A 12,457-nucleotide genomic window follows, 5' to 3' on the forward strand; every position below is an offset into this window, starting at 1 on the left:
GCACAACGCCTGGCGCCGTACGCCCGAAGCAGGTAACCGCTGAGTCTTCCTGGCCGGCGTGAAGATGGCCCCCCGCATGGTCACCAAGACCGGGCGGGGGGCCATCCGCTTGTCCGGCTCACAGATCCTCGGCGTCCCGCACGTCAATCTCGAACTCCAGATCGGGAATCACATCGAGCTGCTTCTTCACCGCTTCACGGGCATCACCGGTCAGCGATACCGAGACCCCGGCGGGGACGTCGGGAGCGTCCGAACGGTTGACGGATGCCACGATCGCATCCGGATCCACGTTCTCCAGCGCGTGGAGAACCTCGTCGACACGGTCGTTCCGCACAGTCGTAGAGACGTAGGTACGGACAGTCATGGTTGTCTCCCTGGTGGTAGCCCCACTCCTCCGGCCCGCCGCCCGCCGTCCTCATCCGGCGGGTACACGACCACGGGCATCACGGAAGCCATACGCCAGCGTCACCCAGGCGGCTGCAGGCCGCATCCTCGTACCCCTGCCCGGCTGGTAAATGGTTCCGCTTGGGGTGGGGTGCGCGGCTACGGTTCGGGCATGGCGAAGAGCAGGCGGCGGAAGCCGGTGAAGGACCGTAAAATTTCCGAGGCCCGGAAGTCGGGTAATCCACGGGTTCTCTTTACGCGGTCTCCGGAGAAGTTTTTGCGACCGTCGCTTGAGTTGCTGTCCGAGGTGGCGATCGCGGCACAGAGGGCTATCAACTCTGCGGATGGTTCGGATGATCGGCTGGTCGACTTCGACATCCACGTACTGAACCGCGGGGCGAACAGCATGAAGGCTGTTCGAGTGCTTCTGGAGCAGGGGTATTGGGAATACGCGGTCGGTGTTGTTCGTCAGCTATTCGAGCTGCTGGTGAACATGGAGTATCTGGCGAAGCAGGACGACCGCGAGGAAGCGGTAATGTTGTTCACTCGTTTCGGCGCCCTCCAGACGATGCGGGCTCAGCATCGAGGTATGGAGTACAGCCGGGAAAAGGGCAGGCCGATAGACGACCAGCACTTTGCACAGCTGGAGTGGCACTTGCAGAACGACTTCACGGACTTCCGCGCGAACTCGAACAGTGGCACGGTTAAGTGGGTGGCGAGTTGGTGCAGGAAGACGGTGGCACATTTGGCGGAAGCATCGTCCGACCCGATGCGGAAGCATCACTACAACATTTTGTATCGAGTGTGGTCGGAGGAGGCTCATGCCGCTCCTGGCGCACTCATTGCTAGCCTGTTCCAGGATGAGAACGAGGATGACGACTGGCTGGAGCGGAGAACGTCGGAGAATGAGAAGCACTGTCGGGATGCTGCTTGTTTCGCGGTGCTGTTCTTCGTGATTCTTTGGCTTCATCTTCCGCACATCGAGAAGCCGGTACAGCAGATCGACGGGTGGATCAGAACGCTGAACAGCATGCACGAGGTGTCTGGATTCCCCACACCACCTGTCGGTGTGGAGTAGCTCGGGCGTCAGGGTTCACCCCTCATGTCCGGACGGCTTAGCCCATGGGCCCCCGGGCTGTTGGACTGCCCGTCGGCGAGTGAAGCAGAGTCGTGGCGGGGCTCCGCAAAATGTCGCGCAACCCCTTGAGTGGGCTAGCTAGGGTGCGGTCATGGCGCAGAGCAGGAAGCAGAAGAAGGATCAGCGGGGGCGTTCCGGCGCGCAGGTGTCGGGGAACCCGCAGGTGAGGAGTCTCCTGTCGCCGAAGGTCCGGCTGAAGCCGCTGTTCAAGCTGTTCAATGACGTGACGGGCACGGCGGACCGGTTGGTATACGGGACCCCGCTCCATTCCGACCAGCAGTTGGTTCGGTTCGACGCCGAGGTTCTCGTCCGCGGCATCAACAGCCTGAAGGCCGCCCGCATTCTGATGGAGCAGGGGCATTGGGAACATGCTGTCGGCGTGACACGGCAACTGTTCGAGCTACTGATCAACATGGAACACCTCGGAACGATGGAGGACCGCGAGGCAGCGACCCTGCTGTACCTGCGGTTCGGAGCCCTTCAGGTGGCGTTGGGGCATCGCAGGGACATCGAGTACAACCAGCAGAAGGGTCGTCCGATCGACGCCCATAGGCTGGCGTTTCTGGAGAAGGTCCTGGACACGCAGTTCTCGGACTTCAAGGGCAGGCCGAAGCATGACGGCACGGAGACGTGGGTGCCGAGTTGGAGCAAGAAGAACGCCAAGACCTTGGCGGAGCTGTCGCCGAGCAAGATGCGGATGCATCAGTATCAGTATCTGTACGCGGCCTGGTCAGAGCAGGCGCATGCAACTCCGTCATCCCTCATCGACAACGTGTTCCGCGAGGCCGGGGATGGCTGGGTGGATGAGGTGATCGAGTCTGACGACAAGAAGATCACCGAGACGAGCACCATGGCGCTGATCTTGTTCCTGGAGTTGTGGGATGCCCTTCCGTACGCTCCGCCGATGCCCAAGGGCAAGTCCACGGAGTGGGCGGAGCAGATGAAGAAGATCATTGCGATGCCGGACCTATTCGAGTAGTCGGGCATCGCACGGGGGAAACCGTTCAGGCTGCGGCGAGGCCGGCGAGGAGTCTGCGGAGGCAGAGGGTTCCTCGCGCTCCCGGCGGCGCGCCTCCAGCCGACCGACCAACCAGCTGTTGATTGACGCAGATCGGGCGGTCGAGGCGGATACCGACGAGCGGGGAGCTCTTCCGCGGTCCACGCCGTCCCTGTACCGAGCTAGGACGCGGGAGCCGTCGGCCCACCCGCCCGCACGGGCAATCTCCAGCGGGTCCAAGGCTTTCGGCGCGGGCTCCCGGGGCGCAGGCGAACCGGGAGCCCGGCTGGCTACGGCTGAAGCGCGGCGACCTCGTCGCGCACGGCCTGGTGGACGTCGGAGCCACGAGGGCGCCGGACAGCATCTGTGCGACCGGTTCGGCGTACGTCGGCCCTCAGGCGATGGAGCTGGACGACGTCCCACGCCCGGTCCCTCGCCGCCCTCACGGCCGCCGTGGCGTCCCGCGCTGCGGTCAGCGAGGCGAGGACCTCGACCAGGTCGTGCCCGGCGACGTGCTCGCCCACGAGGGAGGTAGGGGCGGGCGAGGCGTCCGGTGGCGTCGTGGTGCCACTCGCACCCGTCGACGAGGCAGGCGAGGCACGACCAGCCGGGGGTGAGGAAGCCGCGGGCGGTGTAGTGCGGGGGCCTGGCAGCGACCGAGGAGTTGTCGGTGGACCGCCAGCACGGTGGTGACATCACCTGCCCGATCCGCAGTCGCCCTGTACGCCCTCCCATGCTGCGGGGCCTCAGTAGACCTGCCGCTTACCCTCCGGGTCGTACTCCTGGCGTCGGCGCCAGAACCGGGACCCTCGCTCCCAGACAACACTGCCTTCGCTCAGCTTCCGGAAGGCGGCCAGGACTTCCTTACTGATGGCCAGGTTTCCGTTGTCGTTCGTGTAGGTCAGGCCCTCATCGAAGTCCGAGGCAATGCGGTCGGCGGCATCCATCTGCCAGAGCTCACGGTTGTCCGTGATCTGCGTCAGCATCCACCGCGCCGCCGCCTGCGCGTCTGTGTCACTCATGGGGAGGACGGTAGTCCGTCGCACCGACAACTCAGCCCGAGTGGAGGACATTAACCGGAGCGCGCTCAACGAGATCGAGGTGATCGGCTCGCGCAGCGGCGAGATGACGGGCGCGCCTACCGGCTTCGCCAACTTCGGCTTCCTCCCTGACGGGCTGCACCCGTGCCAGGTGATCGTGCTCGCCCTCAGCATCGACGACCTGTGCGGCAGCTCGCGGGGGTTGCATCTGGTCACGGCCCGACAGATCGCCATGTACCTGTGCCGCGAACTGTCACCGAGCTGACCAACCGCAGGCGGCCCCGCCGAGGCTCTGTCGGCGGCTCGATCGTCGCGTCCCCCCTCAGCACCACCGACCTGACCTCAAGTCCTATTCCGAGAAACAGCTCCACAAGGACGACGCGGAGATGTCGTTCCTGAAGCCGATGCCGGACTTCATCGTCAAGAAGGTCGAGGCCGTCGGGAAGACCTTCACGAGGTTGGCGTCGGCGTAGCCGAGCTGGGTCGCGTCCTTCGCCTACCAGGAGCTGATGGAGAACACCGCCTACATCGAGCGCGGCGCGAACATCGTGGCCAAGGGCGGCAAGTACAAGACGTACATCACGTCGATGGGCAAGAAGCTCCTCCTGGTCGTGTCGTAGATCAGGAAGGGCTCTCCACAGACACGCCACGCCGAACACCGTGATGCACGTCACGCGCAAGCCGAACTGAACGGCGACCGCACACGGCGGGATCAATCGCAGGTGCCCGCTGAACTGCGGTTTTCCGCTCCTAGCCGCCTAGTTGTCGGTTGCGTGCCCATAATGTGCCCTCTACTGCCTCGAGTTGCGCGCTCGGGCACCGTGAGCGGGCCCTGGTTGTCAGTGACGTGCCATAGATTCGGCGCTGCGCCAACCCTTCGCATGACGAAGGGAGATCCTCCGGCGCGGCCCGCCTCCTACAGCTGCCGCGACCCGCTGGATCTCCCTCTCGCCTGTTGTCGGGCCCCACCGCTGTGATCGAGACAGGAGACCCATGAACGAACGTACCTCACGCCTAGGACATCGCCCCGCTGCGCCCTCAGCAGACATGCCGCCGTTCCTTACGGTGCACACCACAGTGGTGCTTCTGACAGCGCTGCTCATCGGCTGTGTGGGCGGAGCTCTTACCTTCCTCAGCGGCAGCCCCCTGGCCGGAGCTGTGCTTGCCGGGTTGACCGGCGGAGGCGCCAGCATCCCCGTGTTGCGCTCCCTGATCCGGTAACCCCGAAGGAGCCGGGCGGTTGTGTCACGTGGTCACCGGGGCCCCAGTAGGGCCGGGCCCCGGTAACCACGTGACACGAGAAAGTCCCGGCCAACCCTCAGTTCGGGCAGCGAACCTATCCGTCGGCCCAGCTGCTCTGGTGGGTAGAGGTCAGGTGAGGCCGGCGGTGGCGTTGTCCTCCCAGCCGTCGACCCGCTGGAAGTAGCCGTTCATGGAGCGTGAGTGCCGGGCCCATCCGCCCTGATCGGCGATCGCCACGGCGTCCTTCCCCTTCTTGCGGCCGGTCGTCGCCAGGCCGATGCGGAGGCTGTGGCCGGTCCAGGCGAGCGCGACCCCGGCCCGCGCGCTGATCCGCTTGATGGCCCGGGTGATCGAGTCGGGGGTCATGCCGCCGGTGACGTTGCCGTGCCGGTCGATGCCGACGAACGCGGGGGCATCCAGTGCCGACCAGCGGGGGTCAGCCTCGGCGGCGAGCCGGGCGCGGTACGCCTTCCACGCCTCCACGGGGCAGATCTCCGGGTCGTCCTGATAGTTGATCTTCGCGTCCCGGGCGCTGTGCTTGCTCTTGCCGGTGAGGATGGACACGACCAGGCCGCGCGGTGCCAGCACGACGTCGGCGGCCAGGAGGCCGGCGGGGTCCTGGGCGCGCGAGGCGCAGTGGAAGCCGGTCAGGATCAGCGCCTTGTCCCGGGCTCCGGCGAGGGTGTCGGGACAGGCCCGCACCGCACGGTACAGGTCTGGCACTTCGGCGGCCGCTGCCTGGCCCCGGCCTCGCCGCTCGCCCTCTTGCAGGAGCCGCACGGTGAGGCCCTCCAGTGCCTTGCGTGCGGCCGCCTGGTCGTCCCGGGTCACGGCGCACCCGCGCTCTTTCAGTCCCACGACGACGGCCGCCAGGTGCGTGCTCGCCGACGACGAGGCGTAGCCCTTGCCGTTGGTCTGCCCCTCGCGCAGCATCCACGTCACGAACGTCACCAGGGAGCCGCGCGTCCCCTCCGTGGCCGGAAGGCCCTGCGCGGTGGTGTATCGCTCCCAGACGCGCCACGACTTCGTGTAGGTGTCCCGGGTGTTGGCCGGGGTAATCTCCCGGGCGACGGCGTCCGCCAGATCCTCGGCGGCGGCAAGTCGCTGTGCGGTGTCGACGCCGTGGCGCTGCGCCCATCGCTCCAGCAGAACGGCGCGTGGGTCGTCGGCTTCCTCGGCAGGGGCGAGCCCGGCCGCTGGCGTTGCCGTACTCACTGCGCACCCGCCTGCTCGGCTCGGTCCAGGAGGACGGTGAGCTGATCCAGCGTGATGGGCGCGTGGTCGCCCGGGCCGCCGTACTGCACCGAGCCCAGTCCCAGGGCGGTCAGACGTGCGCTGGCCTGCGCCCACGCCTCATGCTGAGCGGGCTCTAGCCATGGTGCGCTGATGCGCCGGCGGGCAATCGGGCGCAGACACAGCCATACCGAGGAGTGCCCGGGGCCGGACTCCTTCGCGCGGCGGGTGAGTTCGGTGGCTGCTTCTTCCGGGTCCTCCGGGAGCGGTTCCCATGGGTAGTCGAGTAGCGCCGGCCCGTCCGGTTCGGGGTCGGTGTGAGACCAGTACAGGCAGGCGACCCCGTAGTCGGTGTCCCAAGGAGAACCGGGGGCATCGCCGATGCTGTTGAGCCGCCATACGAAGCCCGACTGGTCCCGGGATGACGTTGAACTCCAGCGCCGGGTGTCGAGGACTCGGACGGGCCATGGCTGACCCTCCGTGAACAGGTCTACGGCGTACAGAACGTCGCTCCGCAACTCACCCATCGAGCGATTCCCCCGGTCTCTGTCTGGCGTCGGATAAGGAGAGGTTATCCGACGCCAGACGGGGACAGGCGGGAACACGCGGGAACATCCGGGGGCATGAGGACCGTGGGGCGTCCACCTCGCTACGGTGGGAGCGGCCGCCCTCGCGTCGGCCTGACTCCGAGCCGGACCCGCCCACGCCGGGACGGCGACGAGGACAAGGGGCTCAGCCTCACGCGACGTCAGCAACGCGCCCCGTAGTGCTTCTCGTGGTCCACCGACGCCACGGCGGCCGATGCGTGGGGTCCGCCGCCGGGAGAGCGACCGGTCCATGACCACCGACAAGCACGCCAAGCGCGCCGCCCGCGACCTCGCGGCGCGAGAGGGCATCTCGTACACGGCCGCCCGCCGCCGCCTCGCGGCCGGGCTGGTCGACCAGGAGAACCAGGAGCCGCGGCCGCCGGTCGCCGTCATGACGACCCACTCGCCGTGCCCCGAGGGCTGCGACGGCTCGGGCCACCCGGGCACCGCGTGCTGGTTGTGGCGGCCGGCCGACGCGACACGGTCGGCGAGCTGGGACGTGCGCCGCGCCGCCGAACTCCCTGGCGGCCGGGCGGACCAGGTCATGCGGCGTGACGAGGAGGCGAAGGAGTCGGCCTCTTCCCGATGGGTGCGGTTCCACGCGTGGGAGGCGAAGTGGCTGCTCGCCCTGGTCTACGCGATGCTCACGGACCAGCAGCCGGAGCTGCTGCCGGACCGGACGGGGTTGCGGGCCGCCGTGGAGGCCGACGACCTGGCGGCGGTCGACGCGGTCATGGAGCCGTTGGACCGTGCGGCCGCGCGCCTCATGACGAAGGTGCCGGCGGTCTGGTGGGGCGAGGTGAAGCCGCGGATCGACGCGTACGCGGACGCCGTGGAGAGGGACGACCGGGAGCTGAGGACCTCGGCCTCGGGGAACAGCGGCACAGCCGTTGGCGCTGAGAACGATCATGGTCCGGTTGACATGAGGGTGCTGACGCGGTTCTCGTACTCGCGGCGGTCCTCGTGCTGGGCACGCTCGGCCGACCAACCAGTACACGGCCCTACCCTCCCGGGCCAGGCAGACCCAGGCCCCGTGTCGGAGCGGTGCTGAGCATGTGCCGACATCCCCCCGCCCACGACCGACGGCCCGCCGAGTTACGGCAGCGGCTCACCTCGCGGGTTTGGCGGCGTGCGAATCACGTTCGAAACCGCGACGTGAAAATTCGACCGCTCCACCGACGCGCGCGCCATCAAACGAAGCCACTCCACCCGCGGCACCTCGAACGGGTCCTGCGAGCCCTGCTCGTGAAGTACGTCGCTCACGTCCCGCCAGACAGCCAGAAGGTCGTGTACCGCCTCTGTGACGGCGGATGGGCCGAGAAGTTCTGCCTGTTCGAGACGCGGCCGTAGCTCGGCCCAGACTTCGTCCCACTTCCGCGCCGCCACGTCTGACGGGTGAACCTCGAACCCGCCCTCCTGGAGGGACTCCACCTGCTCGTTCCATCTGTCCTGGAACCGGCGCATCTCCTGGATGGCTTCGTCCCAGTGGGCGAGCAGATCGGTGAATGCCTTCAGACGTTGTTCACGGAGCCAGTGGCCATGCTCGACGGTGGCCTGGTCGGCGGCCTGTCGGCGGCCGACGACGATGCCGCATAGGGCGCCTGCGATTCCGAAGACGCCGGCGGCTATGGCGGCGATGACGGCCGCCCATCCTTGGTCCATGGCGGTCATCCTGTCTGGTCGGGCGGGGAGCTGGGGTGAGTTCGAGGGGCGACCGTCCAGCGCACCACCGAGCTAAAGCCCGACGAACGAGCCACGCTCGACCAGGGCGTGACCGGTGCGGCCAGGGCTACACCCTGCGTGTCAGCGCCGTTCCTGCGGTCCACCGCCAGCTCCTCACCCGATGCCAGCCGCTCGACGGCGGCCATGGCACCCCTGCGGTCCCGGCCCAGCGCAAGGCCCGCCGCGAGTACGAGAACCGGGTCGGCACCCTCACGCCCTGACCATGATCGTTCTCGGCGCCAACCGCTGTACCGATGTTCCCCAAGGCCGGAGAGTCCCGTGAGTTCACGCAAACTGAAGGGTTCTCGGTGGGAACTCAAGGGTCCGTCGTCGTGCTCTGCGGAGTTGCTTCCGTGGGTTCGGGGCCAACTCGCGACCTTGCCGTTCCTGGTCCCCTGGACGGGCAAGACGCCGAGCGGGTTAGCCAAGAGGGCGGCGGTAGCGCAACTTGTTGAGAGAAGCCCCACCGGTGGCGTCTTCAACGGCTGCGCCGTCTGCGCGCCAGCCGGCAGCTTCGTAGAAGCGCCGGGCGCGACGATTGTCTTCCAGGACCCACAAGGCGGCTTGCGTGTACTCGGCCTGTCGGAGAGTCGTCAACGTGGCCAGCATCAAATGCTTCCCGATCCCAGTGCCCCAGACCTCGGGCATCGCGTAAAGCGTGCCGATTTCCGCGACGGCAGGGGTCTCCTGAGACGGGCCGAAACCTGCGAATCCGACGATCCTCGCCTCGGCTTCGGTTACCAGTACTCCCGACAACGGCCATCGTGTCTGCGCGATGCGTGTCTTCCACTCGGACTCCTCGCGGCTTGGGTCCATGGCGTCGAGGTAGTGCTGGGGGACAAGACCGGCAAAGGCCGCCTGCCAGGAGCGCACGTAAACACCGGCGACCGCTGATGCGTCATCAGGCCATGCCTGTCGAGTCTGCATGGCCGTCATTCTTCAAGTCCCGTCCATCCGGGCCAAGTTCTTTTCCCGAGGGCGATGCCGAGTGCTCGGCTGCCTGTTCCAGTAGTGCCCGTGCGGAGTCCGCGTAGCGCATTGCGGTCTTCTCGTCGAGCCCGAACACCTCGGCGAGGTGAAGCGGATCGGGCCCGTGGGTCAGGGCCTCTTCGAGCTGCCGGTCGACGCGGAGCCGCTCCAGCGTCGCGTCCTGGCCGCGCATCGAGGCGCTGATCCAGTGGTTGCTGGCGCGGCTGGTCTTGGTGGCGGTCTGGTTGTTGATCAGCAGATGGAGGTTCGCGGTTGTCGGCCACCGGTTTCGCCGGTGGCCGAGCCAGTCCAGCAGCAGTTTCAGGGTGAGGTCGTCGAGTGGGCGGACGCGTCCGGCGATGGTCAGCCGTCGGTTGCCGAGGTCGACGTCGTCGAGCATGAGCATGCCGATCTGGGCGACCCGGGCGGCGTGCACCGCTGCGAGGGCGAGGATGAGTCGTGTTGCCGGGGTGGTGGCCGCCGCGACGGACCGACCGACCTGGGCGGGGACCAGCGGCTGGAGCACGCCGTACTCGTACTGGCCGACCTTGATCCGGCTGGCCGGGTTGCGGAAAAGCAGCCCATTCCGCTTGGCCCAGGAGAACAGCGAGCGCAGGGCCACGAGTTGGTCACGCCGCTGGTGGCCGTGCAGTGTCTTGATGTAGGTCCGGACGTCGTCGCCGGTCACTTCCCGCAGGTGGTCATAGCGGTCCGACCATTCCAGCAGGGCCGGCCGGACACGGTTGAGGTAGAGCCAGACCGTGCCTTCCCGTCGCGGGAGGCTGCGGGGGCCACCGTCACGCAGGACGCGGGTCCAGCGCTCGGCCTCCGAGCGGATGCCGGGTGCGAGACCCTTCAGACGCTCGGCGAGCCAGCCCTCGAAGGAGGGTTCGCTGTCGTCCTCGAAGATCCCCATCTCCTCCAGGACCGTGACGACGTGGCCGACCGGGAGGTCGCGGGACCGGAGCGGGGTGAAGATCTCGCTGTGCCGGATGACGTCGCCCTCGACGTACCCGGTGAGGACAAGGGCCAGGCCGCGGTTGACGGCGAAGCGGATGTTGCGTCCCCAGCCCCGTGCCTCGGCGAACCGGTGAGCGAGGTACTTCGCCCAGGTCAGCCAGGGGCTGGTCAAGTCAACGCCGGAGGGGTCGAGACGGCCGTAGTCGCGCGGGACCTGTCCGAACAGCGGCAGCTGTCTCCAGTCGGCATTCGGCCGCCAGGCCGGCGCGGGCGGCGGCTTGCGAGGGGCGCCCCGCCGTCCGCCGCGCCGCCGAGGGGCGAGTGCCGATCCGTTGCGGTGGTGCATGCCCATGAAGAACAGCTGATGGTGCCGGACCGCGTTGAGGCGGGCCCTCACATCGGCCTCCGCGGCCAGCTGGTCGACAGCGGCCTGGGCGCCCAGCCGGGCCTGGCACCAGCACAGACGACAGAAATCCCACTTCAGCGGCTGGACACGGCGGCAGCCGGCGCAGACGGCCGTCGCGTGGCTGCGGCCGAACATGTAGCAGGTCGGGCAGAGCCGTCCGCTGAAGTCGCCCCAGGCCAGGCAGCCGTCGCAGGAGTCGGTGGGCTTGTAGTAGCCCTTCGGATACCGGCTCATGCAGGCGGCAGCGACCGGCCGTCGCGACGCTTGGGCACCACCGCCGCAACCGGTGCGGCGGCACCGACAGGGGTCCGGCTGGTGTTCTCCTCGCCGGGGCGGGTGACCTTCTGCGGTTCCGGGATCAGCAGGTCGCCGATCTCGCAGCCCAGCACGACGCAGATGACGTCCAGGTCGTCCAACTTGAGGGAGACCGGCTGGCCGGACCACAGCCCGGACATCTTCCCGGCCGAGATCACCAAGCCGTGCTCGGCCAGGCTCCGCTGGAGCTCGGACGCCTTCCAGATACCCTTGTTCGCGGCGGTCAGCCGCAGGTTCCACCTCATCGGGCCAGTCCTTCCAGCCGCTTCGCGGCCCGTTCCATCCCGGCGACCCAGGCGTCCTCGACCCGGGTCTGCTGCACGTGGATATACCGCATCGTGGTGGCGATCCAGGAATGTCCCAAAACCTCCTGGATTGCGAGCAGGTCCAGCCCATTCCCATAGAGCTGGGACGCGCAGAAATGCCGCAGGACGTGCGGCGTCAACTTGTCCGTCCAGCCCGGCAGATGAGCCTCGACGGCGTTGTCGAGACCGTTGCGCAGGGCGTCGTCGCCGACCCGGCGGGCGGAGCCATCGGTGTTCTTCCGCTCGCTCGGGAACAGCGGGGCACCGGGCCGGGTGTGGTCGTCGTCGAATTGGCCCCACACGTCCTCGATGAACCACCGCAGTGTCCGGTCGGCGCCGTTGATCAGCGGCACCATCCGCTCGCGCGGCCCCGAGCCGCGGGCGCCTTTGCCGTGGCGGACGTGGAGCTTGCCGAAGCGGCCCAGGTCCCACTTGATGTCGTCCAGGTCGAGGCTGCATGCCTCGCTCACCCGCAGGCCGACCTGGGACATCAGCTTCGAGGCGGTGTAGTTACGGGCGGTGGGGGTGAACTTCCGGCAGGTCGCCAGCTCGCCGCCCCAGCCCGTGAACAGCGTCCCGATCTCCGCCTCACTCGGAGGGATCCGCAACTGGGCATCCTTGGCCCCGCGCGGCCGGTTCATCTCGTCGATCGGGCACTCGACGACCCGGCCGGTCATCCGGTGGAGCTCGACCTTGTGCCGCAGCTCCAGGAACATGAAGTACGTGCTCAGCGCCTGTGACCGGCGCAGCCGGGTGCCGCTGGGCGAGTGCCGCAGCACCTTCCCGAAGTACACGTCCGCGTCGGCGGGCTCCATGTCCCACAGCGGCCGGCCGAACCAGGACCTGATCTGATCCAGGTGACCGACGTCCCCGCGGATGGTGCCGTCCGCCAGCCCTGCCGAGGCCCGCGCGAGAACGAACCCGGACAGCACGTCGGTCTCGAACCGCTCCAGTTCCTCCGCCGACGCGGGCGCCCAGTGCTCACGAAGGTCCCGTACGACTGCCAGCGCCGCCAACCCGAGCCTCCTCGCCTTCGGTCCGACTACAGATCGGTCGGACGAGATGAGAACGCTTCAGGAATCCCGAAGTTACGTCACAGGCCACCAGAGCACACGAAGGAGGAAGAACCCCCCGGCCACGGGCCCAGGGAGCCAGCAGA

13 protein-coding genes and 1 pseudogene are annotated in these 12,457 nt (G+C 67.8%); 4 read left to right on the forward strand and 10 right to left on the reverse strand.

Annotated elements, in window-relative coordinates; all coding sequences use genetic code 11:
- Positions 1 to 118 precede the first annotated feature (118 nt).
- Positions 119 to 364: a hypothetical protein gene (locus tag ACWD1U_RS16415; protein ID WP_451108040.1), complete on the reverse strand. Its 246-nt coding sequence runs from the start codon at positions 362 to 364 to the stop codon at positions 119 to 121.
- 192 nt (positions 365 to 556) lie between these two features.
- Between ACWD1U_RS16415 and ACWD1U_RS16420 the strand changes: the two genes are divergently transcribed.
- Positions 557 to 1,462, forward strand: coding sequence for a DUF5677 domain-containing protein (locus tag ACWD1U_RS16420; RefSeq protein ID WP_451108042.1), 906 nt, complete (start codon positions 557 to 559; stop codon positions 1,460 to 1,462).
- Positions 1,463 to 1,613: 151 nt separating this feature from the next.
- Entirely contained in the window at positions 1,614 to 2,501 is an 888-nt protein-coding gene (locus ACWD1U_RS16425; protein WP_451108044.1) for a DUF5677 domain-containing protein, read from the forward strand.
- Between the two features lie 308 nt (positions 2,502 to 2,809).
- Here the strand turns inward: ACWD1U_RS16425 and ACWD1U_RS16430 are convergent, their stop codons facing one another.
- Entirely contained in the window at positions 2,810 to 3,043 is a 234-nt protein-coding gene (locus ACWD1U_RS16430; protein ID WP_451108046.1) for a hypothetical protein, read from the reverse strand.
- Between the two features lie 222 nt (positions 3,044 to 3,265).
- A complete protein-coding gene (locus tag ACWD1U_RS16435) occupies positions 3,266 to 3,541 on the reverse strand; it encodes a DUF6953 family protein (protein WP_451108048.1) in 276 nt (91 codons plus the stop codon).
- 184 nt (positions 3,542 to 3,725) lie between these two features.
- Here ACWD1U_RS16435 and ACWD1U_RS16440 point away from each other — a divergent pair.
- Positions 3,726 to 3,815: pseudogene (locus tag ACWD1U_RS16440) on the forward strand (helix-turn-helix domain-containing protein); the annotation flags it as partial.
- 1,115 nt (positions 3,816 to 4,930) lie between these two features.
- Here the strand turns inward: ACWD1U_RS16440 and ACWD1U_RS16445 are convergent.
- Both ACWD1U_RS16445 and ACWD1U_RS16450 read right to left on the reverse strand, forming a co-directional pair.
- Positions 4,931 to 6,016, reverse strand: coding sequence for an integrase (locus ACWD1U_RS16445; protein ID WP_451108049.1), 1,086 nt, complete (start codon positions 6,014 to 6,016; stop codon positions 4,931 to 4,933).
- Positions 6,013 to 6,561 (reverse strand): hypothetical protein, encoded by a 549-nt coding sequence (locus ACWD1U_RS16450; RefSeq protein WP_451108051.1) that lies wholly within the window; start codon positions 6,559 to 6,561, stop codon positions 6,013 to 6,015. The genes ACWD1U_RS16445 and ACWD1U_RS16450 overlap by 4 nt, the downstream gene beginning before the upstream one ends.
- A 310-nt stretch (positions 6,562 to 6,871) precedes the next feature.
- Here ACWD1U_RS16450 and ACWD1U_RS16455 point away from each other — a divergent pair, with 310 nt between their 5' ends.
- On the forward strand, positions 6,872 to 7,672 hold the full coding sequence (locus ACWD1U_RS16455; protein WP_451108053.1) for a hypothetical protein: 801 nt from the start codon (positions 6,872 to 6,874) through the stop codon (positions 7,670 to 7,672).
- 44 nt (positions 7,673 to 7,716) lie between these two features.
- Here the strand turns inward: ACWD1U_RS16455 and ACWD1U_RS16460 are convergent, their stop codons facing one another.
- The 5 genes from ACWD1U_RS16460 to ACWD1U_RS16480 all read right to left on the reverse strand — a co-directional run bounded on the left by ACWD1U_RS16460 (position 7,717) and on the right by ACWD1U_RS16480 (position 12,314).
- The gene (locus tag ACWD1U_RS16460) at positions 7,717 to 8,283 is read right to left on the reverse strand and encodes a hypothetical protein (RefSeq protein ID WP_451108055.1); all 567 of its coding nucleotides are present in this window, start codon (positions 8,281 to 8,283) and stop codon (positions 7,717 to 7,719) included.
- A 480-nt stretch (positions 8,284 to 8,763) separates the two neighbouring features.
- Complete coding sequence (locus ACWD1U_RS16465) at positions 8,764 to 9,270, reverse strand: N-acetyltransferase family protein (RefSeq protein ID WP_451108057.1); 507 nt, start codon at positions 9,268 to 9,270, stop codon at positions 8,764 to 8,766.
- Positions 9,245 to 10,912, reverse strand: a complete 1,668-nt coding sequence (locus tag ACWD1U_RS16470) for a hypothetical protein (RefSeq protein WP_451108059.1) — start codon at positions 10,910 to 10,912, stop codon at positions 9,245 to 9,247. The genes ACWD1U_RS16465 and ACWD1U_RS16470 overlap by 26 nt, the downstream gene beginning before the upstream one ends.
- Positions 10,909 to 11,238 carry a helix-turn-helix domain-containing protein gene (locus ACWD1U_RS16475; protein ID WP_451108060.1) on the reverse strand — a complete coding sequence of 110 codons (330 nt, stop codon included), beginning with the start codon at positions 11,236 to 11,238 and terminating at the stop codon, positions 10,909 to 10,911. The genes ACWD1U_RS16470 and ACWD1U_RS16475 overlap by 4 nt, the downstream gene beginning before the upstream one ends.
- Positions 11,235 to 12,314: a tyrosine-type recombinase/integrase gene (locus tag ACWD1U_RS16480; RefSeq protein WP_451108062.1), complete on the reverse strand. Its 1,080-nt coding sequence runs from the start codon at positions 12,312 to 12,314 to the stop codon at positions 11,235 to 11,237. The genes ACWD1U_RS16475 and ACWD1U_RS16480 overlap by 4 nt, the downstream gene beginning before the upstream one ends.
- Positions 12,315 to 12,457: the final 143 nt, after the last annotated feature.

The sequence above is a fragment of the Streptomyces sp. NPDC002788 genome (assembly GCF_053592115.1).

Bases quoted from the DNA above. Each gene is read 5' to 3' on its own strand.
- ACWD1U_RS16415 (WP_451108040.1), bottom strand. From the start codon at position 364: ATGACTGTCCGTACCTACGTCTCTACGACTGTGCGGAACGACCGTGTC.
- ACWD1U_RS16420 (WP_451108042.1), top strand. From the start codon at position 557: ATGGCGAAGAGCAGGCGGCGGAAGCCGGTGAAGGACCGTAAAATTTCC.
- ACWD1U_RS16425 (WP_451108044.1), top strand. From the start codon at position 1,614: ATGGCGCAGAGCAGGAAGCAGAAGAAGGATCAGCGGGGGCGTTCCGGC.
- ACWD1U_RS16435 (WP_451108048.1), bottom strand. From the start codon at position 3,541: ATGAGTGACACAGACGCGCAGGCGGCGGCGCGGTGGATGCTGACGCAG.
- ACWD1U_RS16450 (WP_451108051.1), bottom strand. From the start codon at position 6,561: ATGGGTGAGTTGCGGAGCGACGTTCTGTACGCCGTAGACCTGTTCACG.
- ACWD1U_RS16455 (WP_451108053.1), top strand. From the start codon at position 6,872: ATGACCACCGACAAGCACGCCAAGCGCGCCGCCCGCGACCTCGCGGCG.
- ACWD1U_RS16460 (WP_451108055.1), bottom strand. From the start codon at position 8,283: ATGGACCAAGGATGGGCGGCCGTCATCGCCGCCATAGCCGCCGGCGTC.
- ACWD1U_RS16465 (WP_451108057.1), bottom strand. From the start codon at position 9,270: ATGCAGACTCGACAGGCATGGCCTGATGACGCATCAGCGGTCGCCGGT.
- ACWD1U_RS16470 (WP_451108059.1), bottom strand. From the start codon at position 10,912: ATGAGCCGGTATCCGAAGGGCTACTACAAGCCCACCGACTCCTGCGAC.
- ACWD1U_RS16475 (WP_451108060.1), bottom strand. From the start codon at position 11,238: ATGAGGTGGAACCTGCGGCTGACCGCCGCGAACAAGGGTATCTGGAAG.